At 61.0% G+C, this 18783-nt stretch carries 13 protein-coding genes; 3 read left to right on the top strand and 10 right to left on the bottom strand.

Annotated features, from left to right (window positions below; genetic code table 11):
- Nucleotides 1–11 precede the first annotated feature (11 nt).
- Complete coding sequence (ptsP, locus tag KCG87_RS23145) at nucleotides 12–2525, top strand: phosphoenolpyruvate--protein phosphotransferase (RefSeq protein WP_210558948.1); 2514 nt, start codon at nucleotides 12–14, stop codon at nucleotides 2523–2525.
- A gap of 35 nt (nucleotides 2526–2560) precedes the next feature.
- The gene (nagE, locus tag KCG87_RS23140; protein ID WP_210558947.1) at nucleotides 2561–4276 is read left to right on the top strand and encodes an N-acetylglucosamine-specific PTS transporter subunit IIBC; all 1716 of its coding nucleotides are present in this window, start codon (nucleotides 2561–2563) and stop codon (nucleotides 4274–4276) included.
- A 53-nt stretch (nucleotides 4277–4329) separates the two neighbouring features.
- Here nagE and KCG87_RS23135 read toward each other — a convergent pair whose 3' ends face one another.
- From KCG87_RS23135 to purL, 4 genes are all read right to left on the bottom strand, one after another.
- A complete protein-coding gene (locus KCG87_RS23135; protein WP_007967820.1) occupies nucleotides 4330–4776 on the bottom strand; it encodes a hypothetical protein in 447 nt (148 codons plus the stop codon).
- A gap of 138 nt (nucleotides 4777–4914) precedes the next feature.
- A complete protein-coding gene (locus tag KCG87_RS23130; protein WP_210558946.1) occupies nucleotides 4915–5277 on the bottom strand; it encodes a DUF6124 family protein in 363 nt (120 codons plus the stop codon).
- Between the two features lie 1232 nt (nucleotides 5278–6509).
- Nucleotides 6510–6821, bottom strand: coding sequence for a YqfO family protein (locus tag KCG87_RS23125; protein WP_098967364.1), 312 nt, complete (start codon nucleotides 6819–6821; stop codon nucleotides 6510–6512).
- 5 nt (nucleotides 6822–6826) lie between these two features.
- On the bottom strand, nucleotides 6827–10723 hold the full coding sequence (gene purL, locus KCG87_RS23120) for a phosphoribosylformylglycinamidine synthase (RefSeq protein ID WP_210558945.1): 3897 nt from the start codon (nucleotides 10721–10723) through the stop codon (nucleotides 6827–6829).
- A 285-nt stretch (nucleotides 10724–11008) separates the two neighbouring features.
- Here purL and mltF point away from each other — a divergent pair, with 285 nt between their 5' ends.
- Nucleotides 11009–12469 carry a membrane-bound lytic murein transglycosylase MltF gene (gene mltF, locus KCG87_RS23115; RefSeq protein WP_097086355.1) on the top strand — a complete coding sequence of 487 codons (1461 nt, stop codon included), beginning with the start codon at nucleotides 11009–11011 and terminating at the stop codon, nucleotides 12467–12469.
- 127 nt (nucleotides 12470–12596) lie between these two features.
- Here the strand turns inward: mltF and pdxJ are convergent, their stop codons facing one another.
- The 6 genes from pdxJ to lepA all read right to left on the bottom strand — a co-directional run bounded on the left by pdxJ (nucleotide 12597) and on the right by lepA (nucleotide 18667).
- The gene (gene pdxJ / locus KCG87_RS23110) at nucleotides 12597–13340 is read right to left on the bottom strand and encodes a pyridoxine 5'-phosphate synthase (RefSeq protein WP_122595029.1); all 744 of its coding nucleotides are present in this window, start codon (nucleotides 13338–13340) and stop codon (nucleotides 12597–12599) included.
- A gap of 39 nt (nucleotides 13341–13379) precedes the next feature.
- Complete coding sequence (gene recO, locus KCG87_RS23105) at nucleotides 13380–14069, bottom strand: DNA repair protein RecO (protein WP_007965159.1); 690 nt, start codon at nucleotides 14067–14069, stop codon at nucleotides 13380–13382.
- 169 nt (nucleotides 14070–14238) lie between these two features.
- Nucleotides 14239–15141: a GTPase Era gene (era, locus tag KCG87_RS23100; protein WP_003221935.1), complete on the bottom strand. Its 903-nt coding sequence runs from the start codon at nucleotides 15139–15141 to the stop codon at nucleotides 14239–14241.
- Nucleotides 15134–15823: a ribonuclease III gene (gene rnc / locus KCG87_RS23095; RefSeq protein WP_024011703.1), complete on the bottom strand. Its 690-nt coding sequence runs from the start codon at nucleotides 15821–15823 to the stop codon at nucleotides 15134–15136. Before rnc ends, era begins: the two co-directional genes overlap by 8 nt.
- A gap of 183 nt (nucleotides 15824–16006) precedes the next feature.
- Nucleotides 16007–16861 (bottom strand): signal peptidase I, encoded by an 855-nt coding sequence (lepB, locus tag KCG87_RS23090; RefSeq protein ID WP_096795193.1) that lies wholly within the window; start codon nucleotides 16859–16861, stop codon nucleotides 16007–16009.
- A 9-nt stretch (nucleotides 16862–16870) separates the two neighbouring features.
- On the bottom strand, nucleotides 16871–18667 hold the full coding sequence (gene lepA / locus KCG87_RS23085; RefSeq protein ID WP_003221926.1) for a translation elongation factor 4: 1797 nt from the start codon (nucleotides 18665–18667) through the stop codon (nucleotides 16871–16873).
- Nucleotides 18668–18783: the final 116 nt, after the last annotated feature.

The raw sequence follows: 18783 nt of genomic DNA, 5'->3' as shown, positions 1-18783 counted from the left end.
GAGACCGAGCCATGCACAACAACAATAAAGAGCTGACCCTCAGCGCCCCGCTCAGCGGCCCGGTGCTCACGCTCGCCAAAGTCCCGGACGCGGTGTTCGCCAGCGGCGCGATGGGTGACGGCATCGCCATCGACCCGCTGAACGACACCCTGTATTCGCCCTGCGCCGGGGAGATCATCCACGTCGCCCGCACCGGCCACGCACTGACCGTGCGTGCCGACAACGGTGCGGAAATCCTCCTGCACCTGGGCCTCGACACCGTTGAACTGAACGGCGAAGGCTTCTCGATGCTGGTCAAGGAAGGTACGCGGGTCAGCAAGGGCCAACCATTGTTGCGCTACGACCTGGACAAGGTCGGCCAGCAGTGCAAAAGCCTGGTCAGCCTGTTGATCCTGACCAACAGCCAGGACTTCCAGGTGCGCCCGATCACACTCAAAGCGGTGAAGGTCGGCGAGCCGTTGCTGCACATTATTGCCCGCAGCAGCTCTGCGGCGACTGCCGAAGCGGTTGGCGGGCCAGAGGTTCAGGGTCAGGTGCTGGTGGCGCATCGCGGCGGCTTGCATGCGCGCCCCGCCGCGCTGATTCGCCAGACCGCACAAGGTTTCAAGAGCCAGTCGCAGCTGCACTTCGCCGGCAAATCGGCGCCGTGCAACAGCCTGATCGGCTTGATGGGACTGGCCATCGGCGAGCAGGATGAAGTGCACGTCAGCTGTCAGGGGCCGGACGCCGAAGCCGCGCTGCAAGCCCTGCTCAATGCGTTGGCGACTGCCCTGCCCGACGATCATCACGCCGCTGCACCGGTCAGCGCCGCACCGCGCAAGCGCCCGGCCGAAGCTGGCGTGCTGCAGGGTGTGTGCGCCGCGCCGGGACTGGTCGGCGGGCCGCTGTTTCGCCTGAACGCGATCAGCCTGCCGGCAGATGCGGGCAATCATGCTCCGCTTGAGCAACTGCAGAAACTTGAAGCCGCGCTGAATCAGGTTCGCGGCGAAATCAACGCCACCCTCGCCCAAGCGAAAAAGCACAAGAGCACCGACGAAGAAGCGATCTTCGCCGCGCATCTGGCACTGCTCGAAGACCCGGCCCTGCTCGACGCCGCGCAGCATTCCATCGACCAAGGCACAGCGGCGACCCACGCCTGGAGCCAGTCGATCGACGTGCAGTGCGAAGTGCTGCAACACACCGGCAGTGCGCTGCTGGCCGAACGCGCCAACGACCTGCGCGACCTCAAGCAACGGGTGCTGCGCGCCCTGCTCGGCGAAGCCTGGCATTACGACGTGCCGGCCGGCGCCATCGTCGCTGCGCATGAACTGACGCCGTCGGATCTGCTGCAACTCAGCGCGCAGGGGGTCGCCGGGTTGTGCATGGCCGAGGGTGGCGCGACCTCGCACGTGGCGATCCTGGCGCGCGGCAAAGGTCTGCCGTGCCTGGTTGCACTGGGCGCCGCTTTACTCGATCAAGCACAGGATCAATCGGTGGTGCTGGATGCCGATGGCGGCCGCCTCGAACTGACGCCGAACGCCGAACGCCTGGCCGAAGTGCAACAGGCGCAAATCGAGCGTCAGCAACGCCGCGATGCGCAACAAGCCAAGGCGCATCTGCCCGCCGAAACCCGCAATGGCGTGGCGATCGAGGTGGTCGCCAATGTCGCCTCCAGCCATGAAGCGGCAGACGCTTTTGCCAATGGTGCCGATGGCGTCGGCCTGCTGCGCACCGAGTTTCTGTTCGTCGACCGGCAGACCGCGCCGGACATCGAAGAGCAGCGTGCCGCCTATCAAGCCGTGCTCGATGCCATGGGCGAGCACTCGGTGATCATCCGCACCATCGACGTCGGCGGCGACAAGCAACTCGACTACCTGCCGCTGCCCGCCGAAGCCAACCCGGTCTTGGGTCTGCGTGGCATTCGTCTGGCCCAGGCCCGTCCGGAAATCCTCGATCAGCAACTGCGCGCACTGCTGCAAGTCAGCCCGCTGCGCCGTTGCCGGATCCTGTTGCCGATGGTCACCGAAGTCGACGAACTGCTGCACATCCGCCAACGGGTCGATGCGCTGTGCTTGGAGTTGGGCATCAATCAGCGCCCGGAAATCGGCGTGATGATCGAAGTCCCCGCCGCCGCGCTGCAAGCCGAACAACTGGCCGAGCACGCCGATTTCCTGTCGATCGGCACCAACGATCTGTCGCAATACACCTTGGCCATGGACCGCGACCACGCCGGCCTCGCCGCTCGCGTCGATGCCCTGCACCCGGCGCTGCTGCGGCTGATCGCCATGACCTGCGCAGGTGCGGCGGTGCACAAGCGCTGGGTCGGCGTGTGCGGCGCCCTCGCCTCCGACCCACTGGCGACGCCGGTGCTGATCGGCCTCGGTGTGACCGAACTATCGGTGAGCCCGGTGCAGATCGGTGAAATCAAGGATCGCGTGCGCCAGTTGCACGAGGCCGAATGCCAACGCCTCAGCCGCGACCTGTTGAAACTCAACAGCGCCGCTGCGGTACGTCACGCCTGCCACCAGCATTGGCCTCTGCACTAACAACAAGCTCTCTATAAAGAGCAGGGAGAACCACCATGTACCAACTCTTCATCGAAGGCCTGCAACGCCTCGGCCGTGCGCTGATGCTGCCAATCGCGATCCTGCCGATTGCCGGCCTGCTGCTGCGTCTGGGTGACACCGACCTGCTGAACATCGCGATCATCCACGATGCCGGGCAAGTGATCTTCGCCAACCTGGCAATGATCTTCGCCATCGGCATCGCTGTCGGGTTTGCCAAGGACAACAACGGCACCGCAGGCCTGGCCGGGGTGATCGGTTACCTGGTGATGATCTCCACGCTCAAGGTGCTCGACCCGAGCATCAACATGGGCATGCTCGCCGGGATTGTCAGCGGCCTGATGGCCGGCGCGCTGTACAACCGCTTCAAGGACATCAAGCTGCCGGAGTACCTGGCATTCTTCGGCGGCCGGCGCTTCGTGCCGATCGTCACCGGTTTCGCCGCCGTCGCGCTGGGCGTGGTGTTCGGCTACATCTGGCCGCCGATCCAGCACGGCATCAACAGCTTCGGCACCTTGATGATGGAAAGCGGCAGCTTCGGCGCCTTCGTCTTCGGCGTGTTCAACCGCCTGCTGATCGTCACTGGCCTGCACCACATCCTCAACAACATGGCGTGGTTCGTGTTCGGCAACTTCACCGACCCGACCACCGGCGCACTGGTCACCGGCGACCTGTCACGCTACTTCGCTGGCGATCCAAAGGGCGGCCAGTTCATGACCGGCATGTTCCCGATGATGATCTTCGGCCTGCCTGCTGCGTGCCTGGCGATGTACCGCAACGCGCTGCCGGAGCGCCGTAAGGTCATGGGCGGGATCTTCCTGTCGATGGCGCTGACCTCGTTTTTGACCGGGGTAACCGAGCCCATCGAATTCGCCTTCATGTTCCTCGCCCCGCTGCTGTATCTGCTGCATGCGTTGCTGACCGGCCTGTCGATGGCGATCACCAATGCGCTGAACATCCACCTCGGTTTCACCTTCTCCGGCGGCTTCATCGACATGGTGCTGGGTTGGGGGCGCTCGACCAATGGCTGGCTGGTGATCCCGGTCGGGCTGGCGTACGCCGTGGTGTATTACGCAGTGTTTGATTTCTGTATCCGCCGCTTCAATTTGAAAACGCCGGGGCGTGAGGACGTGGCCGCCACCGAGAAGTCGGTGCTTACGGAAAACGAACGTGCCGCTGCGTACATCAAGGCCTTGGGCGGTGCCGAGAACCTGCTCACCGTTGGCGCCTGCACGACTCGTCTGCGCCTGGAAATGGTCGATCGCAACAAGGCTTCCGACGCTGACTTGAAGGCTCTGGGTGCGATGGCCGTGGTACGCCCGGGCAAGGGCGGCAGCTTGCAGGTGGTGGTCGGGCCATTGGCCGACAGCATCGCCGACGAGATCCGCCTCGCCATGCCGACGCTGGGGCATGCGTTGGTGGCTGCGCCTGCGGTGGTGGTCGAGGAACCGAAAGCTGCAATGGTCGCTGCACCGGAAGCCCAACAATGGCTGACGGCGTTGGGCGGTAGCGAGAATGTGCTGCAGCTGGACTGCATCGCCCTGACCCGCATTCGCCTGCAACTGGTCGATGGTAAAGCGTTGTCCGAGGCTCAGTTGAAAGAGCTGGGTTGCCAAGGTGTCAGCCCGCTGGAGGGTGGGGTCTGGCATTTGTTGATTGGCGAGAAAGCGGCGAGTTTGAGTGGGGCGATTGAGGCGTTGGTTAATCGGAGTGAGGTCAGCGTCAAGGTTTAATCAACACAAAAAAACCGGCTCAGGCCGGTTTTTTTATCGCTGACACGTTCAGCTCAGGGTAAATGCTGTTCTGCCTGGTAATGGCGAGTCTGGAATGGCATCAGCGTTTGAACCTTCAATCCAAGGCTTTCTGCTAACCCCCAAGAGACGGCTAATTGATCCTTGCGATTGCGTAACGAAACCATCTTTGGAGGTGCAACATCCTGCTTTGGCGTCGAGTGCGCGAAAAGCTGCAACGCATGCAGCGTTTCCAGCACGCGACTATCAGACACACAAGAGAAGCGCGTAAACCGCTCCAACAGGTAAGCCGCGCGACGGCGTTCTATATCGTCACTGTGATTTTTCAGAAACGCCTTAACCTCGCTTTCAACACTAGAATTCGAGTACCACACTTCTTTCGCAGCGTTCACCAGCGCGACGTCATCGGCCTGATTGAGCGGGCTCCTGACGAGAGTATCCAACGCGGATGAGAGGACGTGCGCGTCATTCACCTTCGTCATCTCCCTTCTCCAGATAGTCTTGCCAGTTAATTAGAAGAGCTTCGCGAGCAGGCTCGCTCCCACAGGTTGAGCAGTGTTCTCAAAATCCTGCACGACGTTGTGGGAGCCCGCCTGCTGGCGATCAACGATGTCGCGTTATCAGGTTTGTGGATCGACCCGATCCAGCGCCCGGTTTACCGCGAGTTCGGCGAGCATGATGATTTGCTGGATCGCCAGAGCGGTGCTGCGTTGCAGGCCGCTGAGTTCGTTGGCGAAGTTGCTCGCCATGGCACTGGCAGAGGCCAACGATTCGTAGGCGTGGGCTAGCAGGGTTTCGGTGTCGACGTTGGGGTGGACGAGGAACATCGTGCTGGGTTGTCGGGGTTTGGCGGGTTGCGGGGTGAAGTAGAAATCGACAGCGCGCTTGATGGCTTCACGGTCTTTGGCTAGGTCTTCGACCCGGATGGCGTCGACGGGTGGCGTTGTAGCTTCGTGGGGTGGGTCGGGGATCAGTTTGTCCATCGAACAAGTCCTTTTAAGTGTTGCAGCCACTTGCTCCCGATCTCACTCGGAGAAGAGGTGGCAGCCATGTACGGAGTGAGATTACCGGTAAGGACCCCAAATCCGGCCGGACCGAAGTCCGCCCGTACATAGCCGCCATAAGGAATTGCTGACAGCGAAAGCTGACCGCAATTATGGGGGCACTTGTCTGGGGATCCAAATCGGGTATCTCACCTCCCGGTCGCTGAATTGGCAGCGACAAGCAAAGCCTAGAGACCGGGCGTCCGAGGGACAACCTGAAAACCTTGTGGGAAGGTTCTGGTTATTTGACACAGATTTAAACAGGACCAATGCCCTTGGTGACCAGACTGACCCCATCGCCAGCAGGCTGGCTCCCACAATTTCAACCCGGTGTATTCAGGTAGAGATTGGTCGGCTGTCAGGCCGCCATCGCTGGCAGGCCAGGCTCCCACAGGGGTTGAGTACATCTGCAATGGATCAGTGAGCTATCAGGACGCCTTCGCGAGCAAGCCCGCTCCCACAATTTCAACCCGGTGTATTCAGGTAGAGATTGGTTGGCTGTCAGGCCGCCATCGCTGGCAAGCCAGGCTCCCACAGGGGTTGAGTACATCTGCAATGGATCAGTGAGCTGGCAGGACGCCTTCGCGAGCAAGCCCGCTCCCACAATTTCAACCCGGTTTATTCAGATAGAAATTGGTCGGCTATCAGGCCGCCATCGCCAGCAGGCTGGCTCCTACAATTTAGCAAGCGCACACCCCATGCGGCGAAGCCGCCCCACTCCAGGATGAGCGCAAGCTCGGCTGCAGCTCTTGATCTTGATCCACGGGCGACGTCGGAAGGCTGAGTGGAGGGATTGATCCGGGGGTGGGAGCGCAGCGACCGTTTGGCGAAGCCAAACACAGCGAGAGGAGGTGCAGCGAAGCAAACCGGAGGCGCTGCGCCCGGATCAATCCCGGAGCGAAGGGACCCCGAGCCTCAGCGAGCGGGCCGAACGCAGGAGCAAGACTTTTTGGTTACTTTTGAGGCGTTTGTCAAAAGTGACTCGCTGTAAGAGCGAAACCGCCAGCCGCAGCACCCGCAGAAACGGATATTCACTCAATCAGACAGAGCATGGTCGCCTGTCAGGGCGCCATCGCGAGCAGGCTCACTCCTACAGAAAAGCAAATCGCAGCCAACAAAAAACCCGCAGACAATCACTCATCTGCGGGTTTCCCGTTCCAGCGGCAAAAAGATCAGAAATCCTCCAGCCGCCACACCTCATAAGCCGGCGTCTCGTAAGGGTGACTCAACTTCAAAGCCGCCACCACATCACGAATCAACTCGTCACAAACGACAAGCTCAACCTTCCATTCCTCGACCCGCTCAACCTGCCCCGCCTCACCAATGAACGGCTGACTGCCGTCCAAAGGCCGAAACTGACCAGACCCAAGCACCTGCCAAGCACAGTGGTCATAGTCCCCGATCCGCCCACCACCGGCAGCGAATACAGCGTCCTTGACCACCTCGACATGACTGTCAGGAACAAAAAACCCGAGCTTGTACACAGGCCTCAGTTCACCCAGACGCGCGCGTTACGGAACATGCGCATCCAAGGAGCATCCTCGGTCCAGTCCTCCGAACGCCACGAGTTCTGCACCGCGCGGAACACCCGCTCCGGGTGCGGCATCATGATCGTCACACGACCGTCGCGGCTGGTGAGACCGGTAATCCCGCGCGGCGAGCCGTTCGGGTTGGCCGGGTAGGCTTCGGTGACCTTGCCATGGTTGTCGACGAAACGCATCGCCACGCAACCGGACAGATCGGCTTCCAGCAGCGCTTCTTCGCTGGAGAACTCGGCATGGCCTTCACCGTGAGCGATGGCGATCGGCATACGCGAACCGGCCATGCCCTGCAGGAAGATCGAGTTCGACTCCTGGATCTGCACCATCGCCACGCGCGCTTCGAACTGCTCGGAGCGGTTGCGCACGAAGTGCGGCCAGAACTCGCTACCCGGGATCAGCTCGTGCAGGTTGGACATCATCTGGCAACCGTTGCACACGCCGAGGGTGAAGCTGTCGTTACGTTCGAAGAAGCCCTGGAACGCATCGCGGGCACGGCTGTTGAACAGCGCCGACTTGGCCCAGCCTTCACCGGCGCCGAGTACGTCGCCGTAGGAGAAGCCACCGCAGGCCACCAGACCTTTGAACTCGTTCAGGTCGACGCGGCCAGCGAGAATGTCGCTCATGTGCACGTCGATCGCGTTGAAACCGGCGCGGTCGAACGCTGCCGCCATTTCCACCTGACCGTTGACGCCCTGCTCACGCAGCACGGCAACCTGTGGGCGGATACCCTTCTTGATGTAAGGCGCGGCGATGTCCTGGTTGACGTCGTAGCTCAGCTTGACGCTCAGGCCCGGGTTGTCTTCTTCCAGCAGCGCGTCGAACTCTTGCTCGGCGCAGTCGGCGTTGTCGCGCAGACGCTGGATCTGGTAGCTGGTCTCGGCCCACTGACGTTGCAGCAGACGACGCTGGCCTTCGAACACGGTGTCACCGTTGAAGGTGATGTTGATCTGGCCATTGTTGATCGGCTGACCGATCACCGACACGCAGTCACCCAGACCGGCCGCGCTGAACTGCGCGAGGATGTCCGGGGTGGCGTCCTGACGAACCTGGATCACTGCACCCAGTTCTTCGTTGAACAGGATCGCAGCGATTTCGGCCGAGTTTTCGGCAACGCTGTCCAGGTTCAGGCTCAGACCGCAGTGGCCGGCGAACGCCATTTCCACCACGGAGGTCAGCAGACCACCGTCGGAACGGTCGTGGTAAGCCAGCAGGTGACCGTCGGCGTTGAGGCCCTGGATCACCGCGAAGAAGGCCTTCAGGTCTTCGGCGTCATCAACGTCCGGCGCGTGTTTGCCGAGCTTGCCGTGAACCTGGGCAAGGATCGAGGCACCCATACGGTTCTGACCGCGACCGAGGTCGATCAGGATCAGGTCGGTGGTGCCCTTGTCCATGCGCAGTTCCGGGGTCAGGGTCTGACGGATGTCAGCCACTGGGGCGAAACCGGTCACGATCAGTGACATCGGCGAGGTCACGGTTTTTTCTTCGCCGTTGTCGTTCCAGCGGGTGGCCATGGACATCGAGTCCTTGCCGACCGGAATGGTGATGCCCAGTTCAGGGCACAGTTCCATGCCCACCGCTTTCACGGTGTCGTACAGACGCGCGTCTTCGCCCGGGTGGCCGGCAGCGGACATCCAGTTCGCCGACAGTTTGATGTCGGAGATCTTGTTGATGCGCGAAGCGGCAATGTTGGTCAGGGTTTCGCCGATGGCCATGCGGCCCGACGCCGGAGCGTCCAGCAACGCCAGCGGAGTCCGCTCGCCCATCGCCATCGCTTCACCGGTGTAGACGTCGAAGCTGGTGGCGGTAACTGCGACGTCGGCCACCGGAACCTGCCATGGGCCAACCATCTGGTCACGGGCCACGAGGCCGGTGATGGTGCGGTCGCCGATGGTGATCAGGAAGCTTTTGCTCGCCACGGCCGGGTGATGCAGGACGCGCTCGATGGATTCGCTGATGTCGAGGTTCGACGGATCGAAGTCATCGCCCAGCTCGGCTTCGCGAACCACCGAACGGTGCATGCGCGGGGCCTTGCCCAGCAACACTTCCAGTGGCATGTCCACCGGGTTGTTGCCGAAGTGGCTGTCGGTCACGGTCAGTTGCGGCTCGGCAGTGGCTTCGCCGACCACGGCGAACGGGCAGCGCTCACGTTCGCAGATCGCCTTGAAGCGCTCGAAGTCGGCCGGGCCGACCGCCAGAACGTAACGCTCCTGGGATTCGTTGGACCAGATTTCGTGCGGGGCCATGCCCGGCTCGTCGTTTGGAATGTTGCGCAGTTCGAAACGGCCACCACGGTCGCCGTCGTTGACCAGTTCCGGGAAGGCGTTGGACAGACCGCCCGCACCCACGTCGTGGATGAAGCTGATCGGGTTCTTGTCGCCCAGTTGCCAGCAACGGTCGATGACTTCCTGGCAGCGACGCTCCATCTCAGGGTTTTCACGCTGTACGGAAGCGAAGTCGAGATCCGCCGAGCTGGTGCCGGTGGCCATCGAGGACGCGGCGCCGCCGCCCAGACCGATCAGCATCGCCGGGCCGCCGAGCACGATCAGCTTGGAGCCAACGACGATTTCGCCTTTCTTGACGTGTTCTTCACGGATATTGCCCATGCCACCCGCGAGCATGATCGGCTTGTGGTAACCACGAACTTCGTCACCGTGCGGAGTAGTGATCGACTGTTCGAAGGTACGGAAGTAGCCGGTCAGGGCCGGACGACCGAATTCGTTGTTGAATGCGGCGCCGCCCAGCGGGCCTTCGATCATGATGTCCAGCGCAGTAACGATGCGCTCAGGCTTGCCGTACGGCACTTCCCACGGCTGTTCGAAGCCCGGGATCTGCAGGTTGGATACGGTGAAACCGGTCAGACCAGCCTTCGGTTTGGCGCCACGACCGGTTGCACCTTCGTCGCGGATCTCGCCACCGGAACCAGTGGACGCGCCCGGGAACGGGGCAATCGCGGTCGGGTGGTTGTGGGTCTCGACCTTCATCAGAATGTGCACCGGCTCCTGCACCGCGCCGTACTGGCGGGTTTCCGGATCCGGGAAGAAGCGGCCGGCGACGTTGCCGACGATCACCGAAGCGTTGTCCTTATAAGCGGACAGCACGCCTTCGTTGTGCATCTGATAGGTGTTCTTGATCATGCCGAACAGGCTTTTTTCCTGGCTCTCGCCATCAATATCCCAACTGGCGTTGAAGATCTTGTGGCGGCAGTGCTCGGAGTTGGCCTGGGCGAACATCATCAGTTCGATGTCGTGCGGGTTGCGCTTGAGACCGTTGAAGGCGTTGACCAGGTAGTCGATCTCGTCTTCGGCCAGGGCCAGGCCCAGCTCGGTGTTGGCTTTTTCCAGCGCGGCGCGACCGCCACCAAGGATGTCGATCGCGGTCAGCGGCTTCGGCTCGGCGTGGCTGAACAGACCGGCGGCCTGTTCCAGATTGCCCAGAACGATCTGGGTCATGCGGTCATGCAGCACGTCGGCGATTTGCTGGACTTCGGCGTCGCTGAACTGGCCGGCCACGTAGAACGCGATGCCGCGCTCCAGGCGCTGGATCTTGCTCAGGCCGCAGTTGCGAGCGATGTCGCTGGCCTTGCTCGACCATGGCGAGATGGTGCCGAAACGCGGCAACACCAGAAACAGACGGCCGGTCGGCTCTTGTACCGGAACGCTTGGGCCGTACTTCAGAAGGCGCGCAAGCACCTGCTGTTCGTCGCCGGTCAGGACGCCGGTGACTTCGGCGAAGTGAGCGAATTCAGCATACAGGCCACTGACAGCTGGAACCTTCTGGCTCAGTTGCTCAAGGAGTTTGCTGTGGCGAAAGGCAGAAAGGGCAGGAGCGCCGCGCAGGATCAACATCTTCGGGACAGCCTCGGGAAGGGGTGTGCTTTGAGGCCGTGCATTCTAGCCTAAACCGCCCTCAACATCACCCGAAACGCTACGCACGGTTGCACTCGGATATCAATCTGTGTTTCTGCCTTTGAAGTCAAATTCCGAGGGTGCACGAGCCGCGCTTATTTTTCCTGTCACAAAATGCCGTTCAGCCCCATTCCTGCGGGGTTTCGTGCGGTTTTGTGATCTCTAGCAGACAAGCCGCTCACTGTCGAGATATGGCGCCCGCAGCCGTTTGCGTATACTGCGCAGATGTTTTTCCCAACGGCTTTGCGTCCGCGGTACGCCAAATGGCTGATCGCAACCGGACTCTTCCTGATGCTCGGTGGCTGTGTTGATAAACCCAACACACTCGAGCGCGTAAAGGAGGATGGTGTGCTGCGGGTGATTACCCGTAACAGCCCCGCCACCTACTTTCAGGATCGCAGCGGTGAAACCGGCTTCGAATACGAGCTGGTGAAGCGCTTCGCCGACGATTTGGGGGTTGAACTGAAGATCGAGACCGCCGACAACCTCGATGACCTGTTCAATCAGATCGGCAAGCCGAACGGCCCGGTGCTGGCGGCGGCAGGTCTGGTCAGCAGCGAGGATCGCAAGAAGCAGGTGCGCTTTTCCCACTCCTACCTCGAAGTCACCCCGCAGATCATCTACCGCAACGGCCAGTCGCGCCCTACCGACCCAGGCGATCTGGTCGGCAAGAAGATCATGGTGCTCAAGGGCAGCACCCACGCCGAACAACTGGCGGAGCTGAAAAAGAAATTTCCAGGCATCGAATACGAAGAGTCCGACGCCGTTGAGGTGGTCGACCTGCTGCGCATGGTCGATGAAGGCCAGATCGACCTGACGCTGGTCGACTCCAACGAAGTGGCGATGAACCAGGTGTACTTCACCAACATCCGCGTGGCCTTCGACCTCGGCGATGCGCGCAGCCAGAGTTGGGCGGTGGCCGCCGGCGAAGACAACAGCCTGCTCAACGAGATCAACGCCTACCTCGACAAGGTGCAGAAGAACGGCACCCTGCAGCGCCTGAAAGACCGCTATTACGGCCATGTCGATGTCCTCGGCTACATGGGCGCCACCACCTTCGCCCAGCACTTGCAGCAGCGCCTGCCCAAATACGAACAGCACTTCAAAACCTACGCCAAGAAAGAGAAAGTCGACTGGCGCCTGCTGGCGGCCATCGGTTATCAGGAATCGCTGTGGCAACCGGCAGTCACTTCGAAAACCGGCGTGCGCGGTTTGATGATGCTGACCCAGAACACCGCTCAGGCGATGGGCGTGTCGAACCGTCTCGATCCCAAGCAAAGCATCATGGGCGGCGCCAAGTACCTGGCCTACATGAAGGATCAGCTCGACGAATCGATTCAGGAGCCGGATCGCACCTGGTTTGCCCTGGCGGCGTACAACGTCGGCAGCGGTCACCTCGATGACGCACGCAAACTGGCGTCCCGCGAAGGCCTGAACCCGGACAAGTGGCTGGACGTGAAGAAGATGCTGCCGCGCCTGTCGCAGAAACAGTGGTACAGCAAGACCCGCTACGGCTACGCCCGGGGCGGCGAGCCGGTGCATTTCGTGGCGAACATCCGTCGCTACTACGACATCCTGACCTGGGTGACCCAGCCGCAGCTTGAAGGCGATCAGGTGGCCGAGGGCAATCTGCATGTGCCCGGTATCGACAAGTCAAAACCGGCTCAAGAGCCTGCCCCGCTCTAACCAACAGCATAAATCCAATGTGGGAGCGGGCTTGCTCGCGAAGGCGGTGTGTCAGTCGACATATTCTTTGACTGATACACCGCCTTCGCGAGCAAGCCCGCTCCCACATTGGGTTCTGGGGTGTTGCTTAGGGCTTGGCGGCAGCCAGAATCAGCGCTTTCATCTCGGACACTGCCGACTTGAAGCCCACGAACAACGCATGCGCCACCAGCGCATGGCCGATGTTCAATTCGTTGATGCCTTTGATCGCCGCCACGGCTTCGACGTTGTGATAATGCAGGCCATGCCCGGCGTTGACGATCAGGCCCTGCGCCAGACCAAACGCTACGCCGTCGGCCACACGCTTCAATTCTTCAGCAACTTCAGTCGGGGTTTCGGCATCGGCGTAACGCCCGGTGTGCAGTTCGATGGCCGGCGCACCGACGCGCTTCGACGCAGCGATCTGGCGCTCGTCAGCATCGATGAACAGCGACACCTCGCTGCCGATCTTCGACAGGCGCTCGACCGCTGCCCTGATGCGTTCTTCCTGCCCCGCTACATCCAGACCGCCTTCAGTGGTCAGCTCCTGACGGGTTTCCGGGACCAGGCAAATGTGCGCCGGACGGATGCGTTCGGCGAACGCCATCATTTCTTCGGTGACGCCCATTTCGAAATTCATGCGGGTCTGCAGCACATCCTTGAGCAGCAGCACGTCGCGCTCCTGAATGTGCCGGCGGTCTTCGCGCAGGTGCACGGTGATGCCATCGGCGCCCGCCTCTTCCGCGTCCAGCGCTGCCTTGACCGGATCCGGGTAGCGTGTGCCACGGGCCTGACGCAGGGTGGCGACGTGGTCGATGTTCACGCCAAGAAGAATGCGATTGCTGGTGGTCACGGATGCGCTCCTGAAGGGAAAGATTCGGCGCACAGCATATCAGGGCTTGCGAAATAGCTCGCGGCTGACGAGGGGGCGACCGCCCAAGTGCACGGCCAGTGCCTGACGCATCAGCCGCTTGGCCGCCGACAGTGCGCCGGGCGCGGTCCAGTCGGCTTCGGCCATGGCCAGCAGCTCGGTGCCGTTGAACAAGCCCGGCTGCAACAGAAACACCCGCTCAAGTCCGGCGTCCACTTGCAGACGATACAGACCGTCCGGCGCGACCGGTTCGCTGTGGATATCGGTATTCAGGGAGAAGCCGTAACCGAGATCGTCCAACAGGCGCCATTCGAAAGAACGCAGTAGCGGCTCCAACGGGCGACCCTCGGCCAGGGCCAGCAGTGTTGCAGCGTAATGGTCGAACACCGCCGGGTGCGGGTCTTCGGCAGGCAGCAGGCGGATCAGCAGCTCATTGAGATAGAGGCCACTGAACAGCGCCTCACCGACCATCCAGGTCGCATTGCCGGCACTTTCCATGCGCCCGACATTCTTCAGTTCACCCTTGCCACGAAACTCGACTTCCAGCGGCACGAACGGCCGCGCCAGTGTCCCGGCCTTGCCCCGCGCACTGCGCAACACCGCCCGCAGCCGCCCTTGCGGCGTGAGGAAGTCGACCAGCGCGCTGGTTTCGCGGTAGGCGCGCGAATGCAGGACGTAGGCGAGTTGGGCGGGAGGTGGGGTTTGCGACATGGAGTTCTCGATGAAGAAACGCGGTTTTACTCACAACCCAAAACTACTGTGGGAGCGGGCTTGCTCGCGAAAGCGCTGAATCAGTCAAAGCATAGGTCGACTGACACTGCGCATTCGCGAGCAAGCCCGCTCCCACAGGGGGTTCTCCGGTGTCTCGGAAAACCGCTGCTTACAGGTCGCCGTAACCCAGCGAACGCAAAGCACGCTCGTCGTCGGACCAGCCGCCCTTCACCTTGACCCACAGGTTGAGCATGATCTTGGAGTCGAACAGCAGCTCCATGTCCTTGCGCGCTTCGGTGCCGATGCGTTTGATGCGCTCGCCCTTGTCACCAATGATGATCTTCTTCTGCCCGTCACGCTCGACGAGGATCAGCGCGTGGATGTGCAGGGTCTTGCCCTGCTGCTTGAACTCTTCGATCTCGACGGTGATCTGGTACGGCAGCTCGGCGCCCATCTGGCGCATGATTTTCTCGCGCACCAGTTCAGCGGCGAGGAAACGGCTGCTGCGGTCGGTGATCTGGTCTTCCGGGAAGAAGTGATCGTTCTCCGGCAGGTGATCGGCGATGACCTTTTCCAGCGCGTCGAGGTTGTGCCCGTGTTGCGCGGAAATCGGGATGATCTGTGCGTTCGGCAGCTGTTCCTGCAACCACGACAGGTGCGGCATCAGCTCGGCCTTGTCTTCGATGCGGTCGGTCTTGTTCAGTGCGACGATCAGCGGGCCGGTCACGTACTGCACGCGCTCCAGCACCATCTGGTCCTCTTCGGTCCACTTGGTGCGATCAACCACGAAGATCACCACGTCGACGTCTTTCAATGCTGCCGAAGCGGTTTTGTTCATGTAGCGGTTCAGGGCCTTTTCGCCACCCTTGTGCATGCCGGGGGTGTCGACGTAGATCGCCTGCACGTCACCCTCGGTCTTGATCCCGAGCATGTTGTGACGGGTGGTCTGCGGCTTGCGCGAGGTGATCGCGAGCTTCTGGCCGAGGATGTGGTTCAGCAACGTCGATTTGCCGACGTTGGGACGGCCGACGATGGCAACGTAGCCACAGCGAGTTGCGTTTGTATCAGTCATTGCCATTCTCCACGCCCAGGGCAATCAGTGCTGCGGCGGCCGCTACCTGTTCGGCAATACGACGGCTCACACCCTGACCTCGGCTTTTTTCATTCAATAAGACCACTTCGCACTCGACGAAGAAGGTACGGCAGTGCGGCTCACCCTGGATATCCACCACTTCGTAGCGTGGCAGTTCGCAACCGCGCGATTGCAGATGTTCCTGCAGACGGGTCTTGGGATCCTTGTTGGTGTCGACCAGCGTCAGGCCTTCGAACTCACCGGCCAGCCAGGCCAGTACGCGCTCGCGAGCGACGTCCATGCCGGCATCGAGGTAGATCGCACCGATCAGCGCTTCGAGGGCATCGGCCAGAATCGATTCGCGACGGAAGCCACCGCTTTTCAGTTCGCCCGAGCCCAGACGCAGGTAGTCGCCCAAGTCGAAACCACGGGCCAGCACCGCCAGTGTCTCACCCTTCACCAAACGTGCGCGCAAACGCGACAACTGGCCTTCGCGGGCCAGCGGGAAGCGATCGAACAGCGCCTCGCCAGCGACGAAGTTGAGGATGGCATCGCCGAGGAATTCCAGGCGTTCGTTGTTACGCCCGGCAAAGCTGCGGTGCGTGAGGGCCAGCAGCATCAGCTCCTGATCCTTGAAGGTGTAACCGAGCTGGCGCTCGAGACGGCTTAGAGAAACGCTCACGGTTTACCCACGCTGAGTTCGTGGCTGGATTCCACTGCCATCGCCGGGGTACGGCGCAGGCCTGGGACAATTAACGCTGTGTTCAAAAATGACGTCCTGAATATCGTGGCTTCATGCCCTGGTGCCGATTTGTGTCGACTCCAGAAATGCATTCGGCGCTGTGGTCAACAGCGCCGTGATTGATTACTTGATCAGGCCAACCCGCGAGAAATTCGGCAGGTGGCTGAGTTTCGGTTCCGGCCAGCTCATCCAGACAGCGAAGGCTTTGCCGACGATATTCTGGTCGGGAACCATGCCCAGCAGATCCTTGGGAATGTTCGGGTCATCCCAGTAGCGACTGTCGTTGGAGTTGTCGCGGTTGTCGCCCATCATGAAGTAGTGCCCGGCCGGCACGGTCCAGGTATGGTCCGGCGTAGCGCGGTAGCGGCTCATTTCCTTGCGGATCAGGTGCTCGGCAGCGCCGAGTTTTTCCTTGTAGAGTTCCGCGCTACCCAGCGTGCCCGGCTCGGAGCCGACCAGTTGCTCGGCAATCGACTCGCCATTGACCAACAGACGCTTGTCGGCGGTGTAACGCACCGTATCGCCCGGCAGACCGACTACACGCTTGATGTAGTTGACGTTCGGGTCGCTCGGGTAGCGGAACACCATCACATCGCCACGCTGCGGATCACCGACTTCGATGATTTTCTTGTCGATCACCGGCAGGCGGATCCCGTAAGAAAACTTGTTCACCAGAATGAAGTCGCCCACGTCCAGGGTCGGTTTCATCGAGCCGGACGGGATCTGGAACGGTTCCACCAGGAACGAACGCAGCACCAGCACGATGAACAGCACCGGAAAGAACGACTTGCCGTATTCAACCAGCAACGGCTCTTTGTTCAGCTTCTCGACCACCACGGGCTCGGGCTGGCTGACACTGCCTTGATAAGAGGCAATGGCAGCACGCCGACGCGGCGCCAGGAACAGCAGATCGAGCAACGCCAACAGGCCGCAGACCAACACGGCGATGACCAGCAACAGCGGGAAATTTAGTGACATAGGACCTGACTATTCCAACCTGAGCACGGCAAGGAAGGCTTCTTGTGGAATTTCCACGTTGCCGACCTGCTTCATGCGTTTCTTACCGGCCTTTTGCTTTTCAAGCAGCTTTTTCTTACGGCTTACGTCACCGCCGTAGCATTTGGCCAATACGTTCTTTCTGAGTGCCTTGACGGTGGTCCGGGCAACGATCTGACCGCCAATGGCCGCCTGGATCGCCACGTCGAACATCTGACGAGGAATCAGTTCTTTCATCTTCTCGGTCAACTGGCGACCTTTGAAGTGCGAATTGTCACGGTGCACGATCAACGCCAGGGCGTCGACCTTGTCACCGTTGATCAGCACGTCCAGTTTCACCAGATTAGCCGATTGGTAACGATCGAAATGGTAATCCAGCGAAGCATAGCCGCGGCTGGTGGATTTGAGACGGTCGAAGAAGTCCAGGACCACTTCGTTCATCGGCAGGTCGTAGGTCACCTGGACCTGATTGCCGAGGAACAGCATGTCGACCTGTACGCCGCGTTTCTCGATGCACAGGGTGATGACGTTGCCCAGGTGTTCCTGCGGAACCAGGATGTTGGCGCGCACGATTGGCTCGCGCATGTCTTCGATGGCCGACACATCCGGAAGTTTGGACGGGTTGTCGACGTAAATCGTTTCACCGGTTTTCAGCACCAGCTCGAAAATTACCGTTGGCGCGGTGGTGATCAGATCCAGGTCGTATTCGCGCTCGAGGCGCTCCTGGATGATCTCCATGTGCAGCATGCCGAGGAACCCGCAACGGAAGCCGAAGCCCAGTGCGTCGGAGCTTTCCGGGGTGTACTGCAGCGACGAGTCGTTCAGGGTCAGTTTCTGCAGCGCTTCGCGGAAGTCCTCGAAGTCGTCGGAGCTGACCGGGAACAGACCGGCGTAAACCTGTGGCTGGATGCGTTTGAAGCCGGGCAGTACCGGTACATCTGGAGTCGAGCTCAGGGTCAGGGTGTCACCGACCGGTGCACCGTGAATGTCCTTGATGCTGGCGATGATGAAGCCCACTTCGCCAGCCTTGAGGTCAGCGGTAGCAGTGTGCTTCGGATTGAATACACCAACGCTGTCGACCAGGTGGATCTTGCCGGTGGATTTCACCAGGATCTTGTCGCCCTTCTTCACGCGGCCATGACGCACGCGCACCAGGGAGACAACGCCCAGGTAGTTGTCGAACCAGGAGTCGATGATCAGCGCTTGCAGCGGATCTTCGATGTTGCCGGTCGGCGCAGGAATGGTCGCGACCAGACGCTCGAGCACTTCGTCGACACCCAGGCCGGTCTTGGCGCTGCAGGTGACGGCGTCGGTGGCGTCGATGCCGATGATCTTCTCGATCTCGTCCTTGACGCGGTCCGGCTCGGCCTGTGGCAGGTCGATCTTGTTCAGCACCGGCATGACCTCGAGGCCTTGCTCGATGGCGGTGTAGCAGTTGGCCACGGACTGGGCTTCAACACCCTGACCGGCATCGACCACCAGCAACGCCCCTTCACACGCGGCCAGGGAACGGCTGACTTCGTAGGTGAAGTCGACGTGGCCCGGGGTGTCAATGAAGTTCAGCTGGTAGGTGACGCCATCTTTGGCTTTGTAATAGAGGGTAACGCTGTGGGCCTTGATGGTGATCCCGCGTTCGCGCTCCAGATCCATGGAATCCAGTACCTGGGCTTCCATTTCACGCTCGGCCAGGCCACCGCACATCTGGATGAAACGGTCAGCCAGCGTCGACTTGCCATGGTCAATGTGGGCGATGATGGAGAAATTGCGGATATGACTCAAATCACTCACGGATCAACACTCAAAAAGGCTGCAGGCTTGGCCCGCCGAAAAATAGCCGGGAATTGTACCTGATACACGGCGCAAGCGTCACGTTCGCCTGTCACCCCGATTGCATACGAAAACGC

Source organism: Pseudomonas sp. MWU347 (genome assembly GCF_017947305.1).
In the GTDB taxonomy this organism is placed as follows: Bacteria; Pseudomonadota; Gammaproteobacteria; order Pseudomonadales; family Pseudomonadaceae; genus Aquipseudomonas; species Aquipseudomonas putida_A.
Note: the sequence above shows the minus strand (reverse complement) of the source record. Positions and strands in the feature narration are given on the sequence as shown.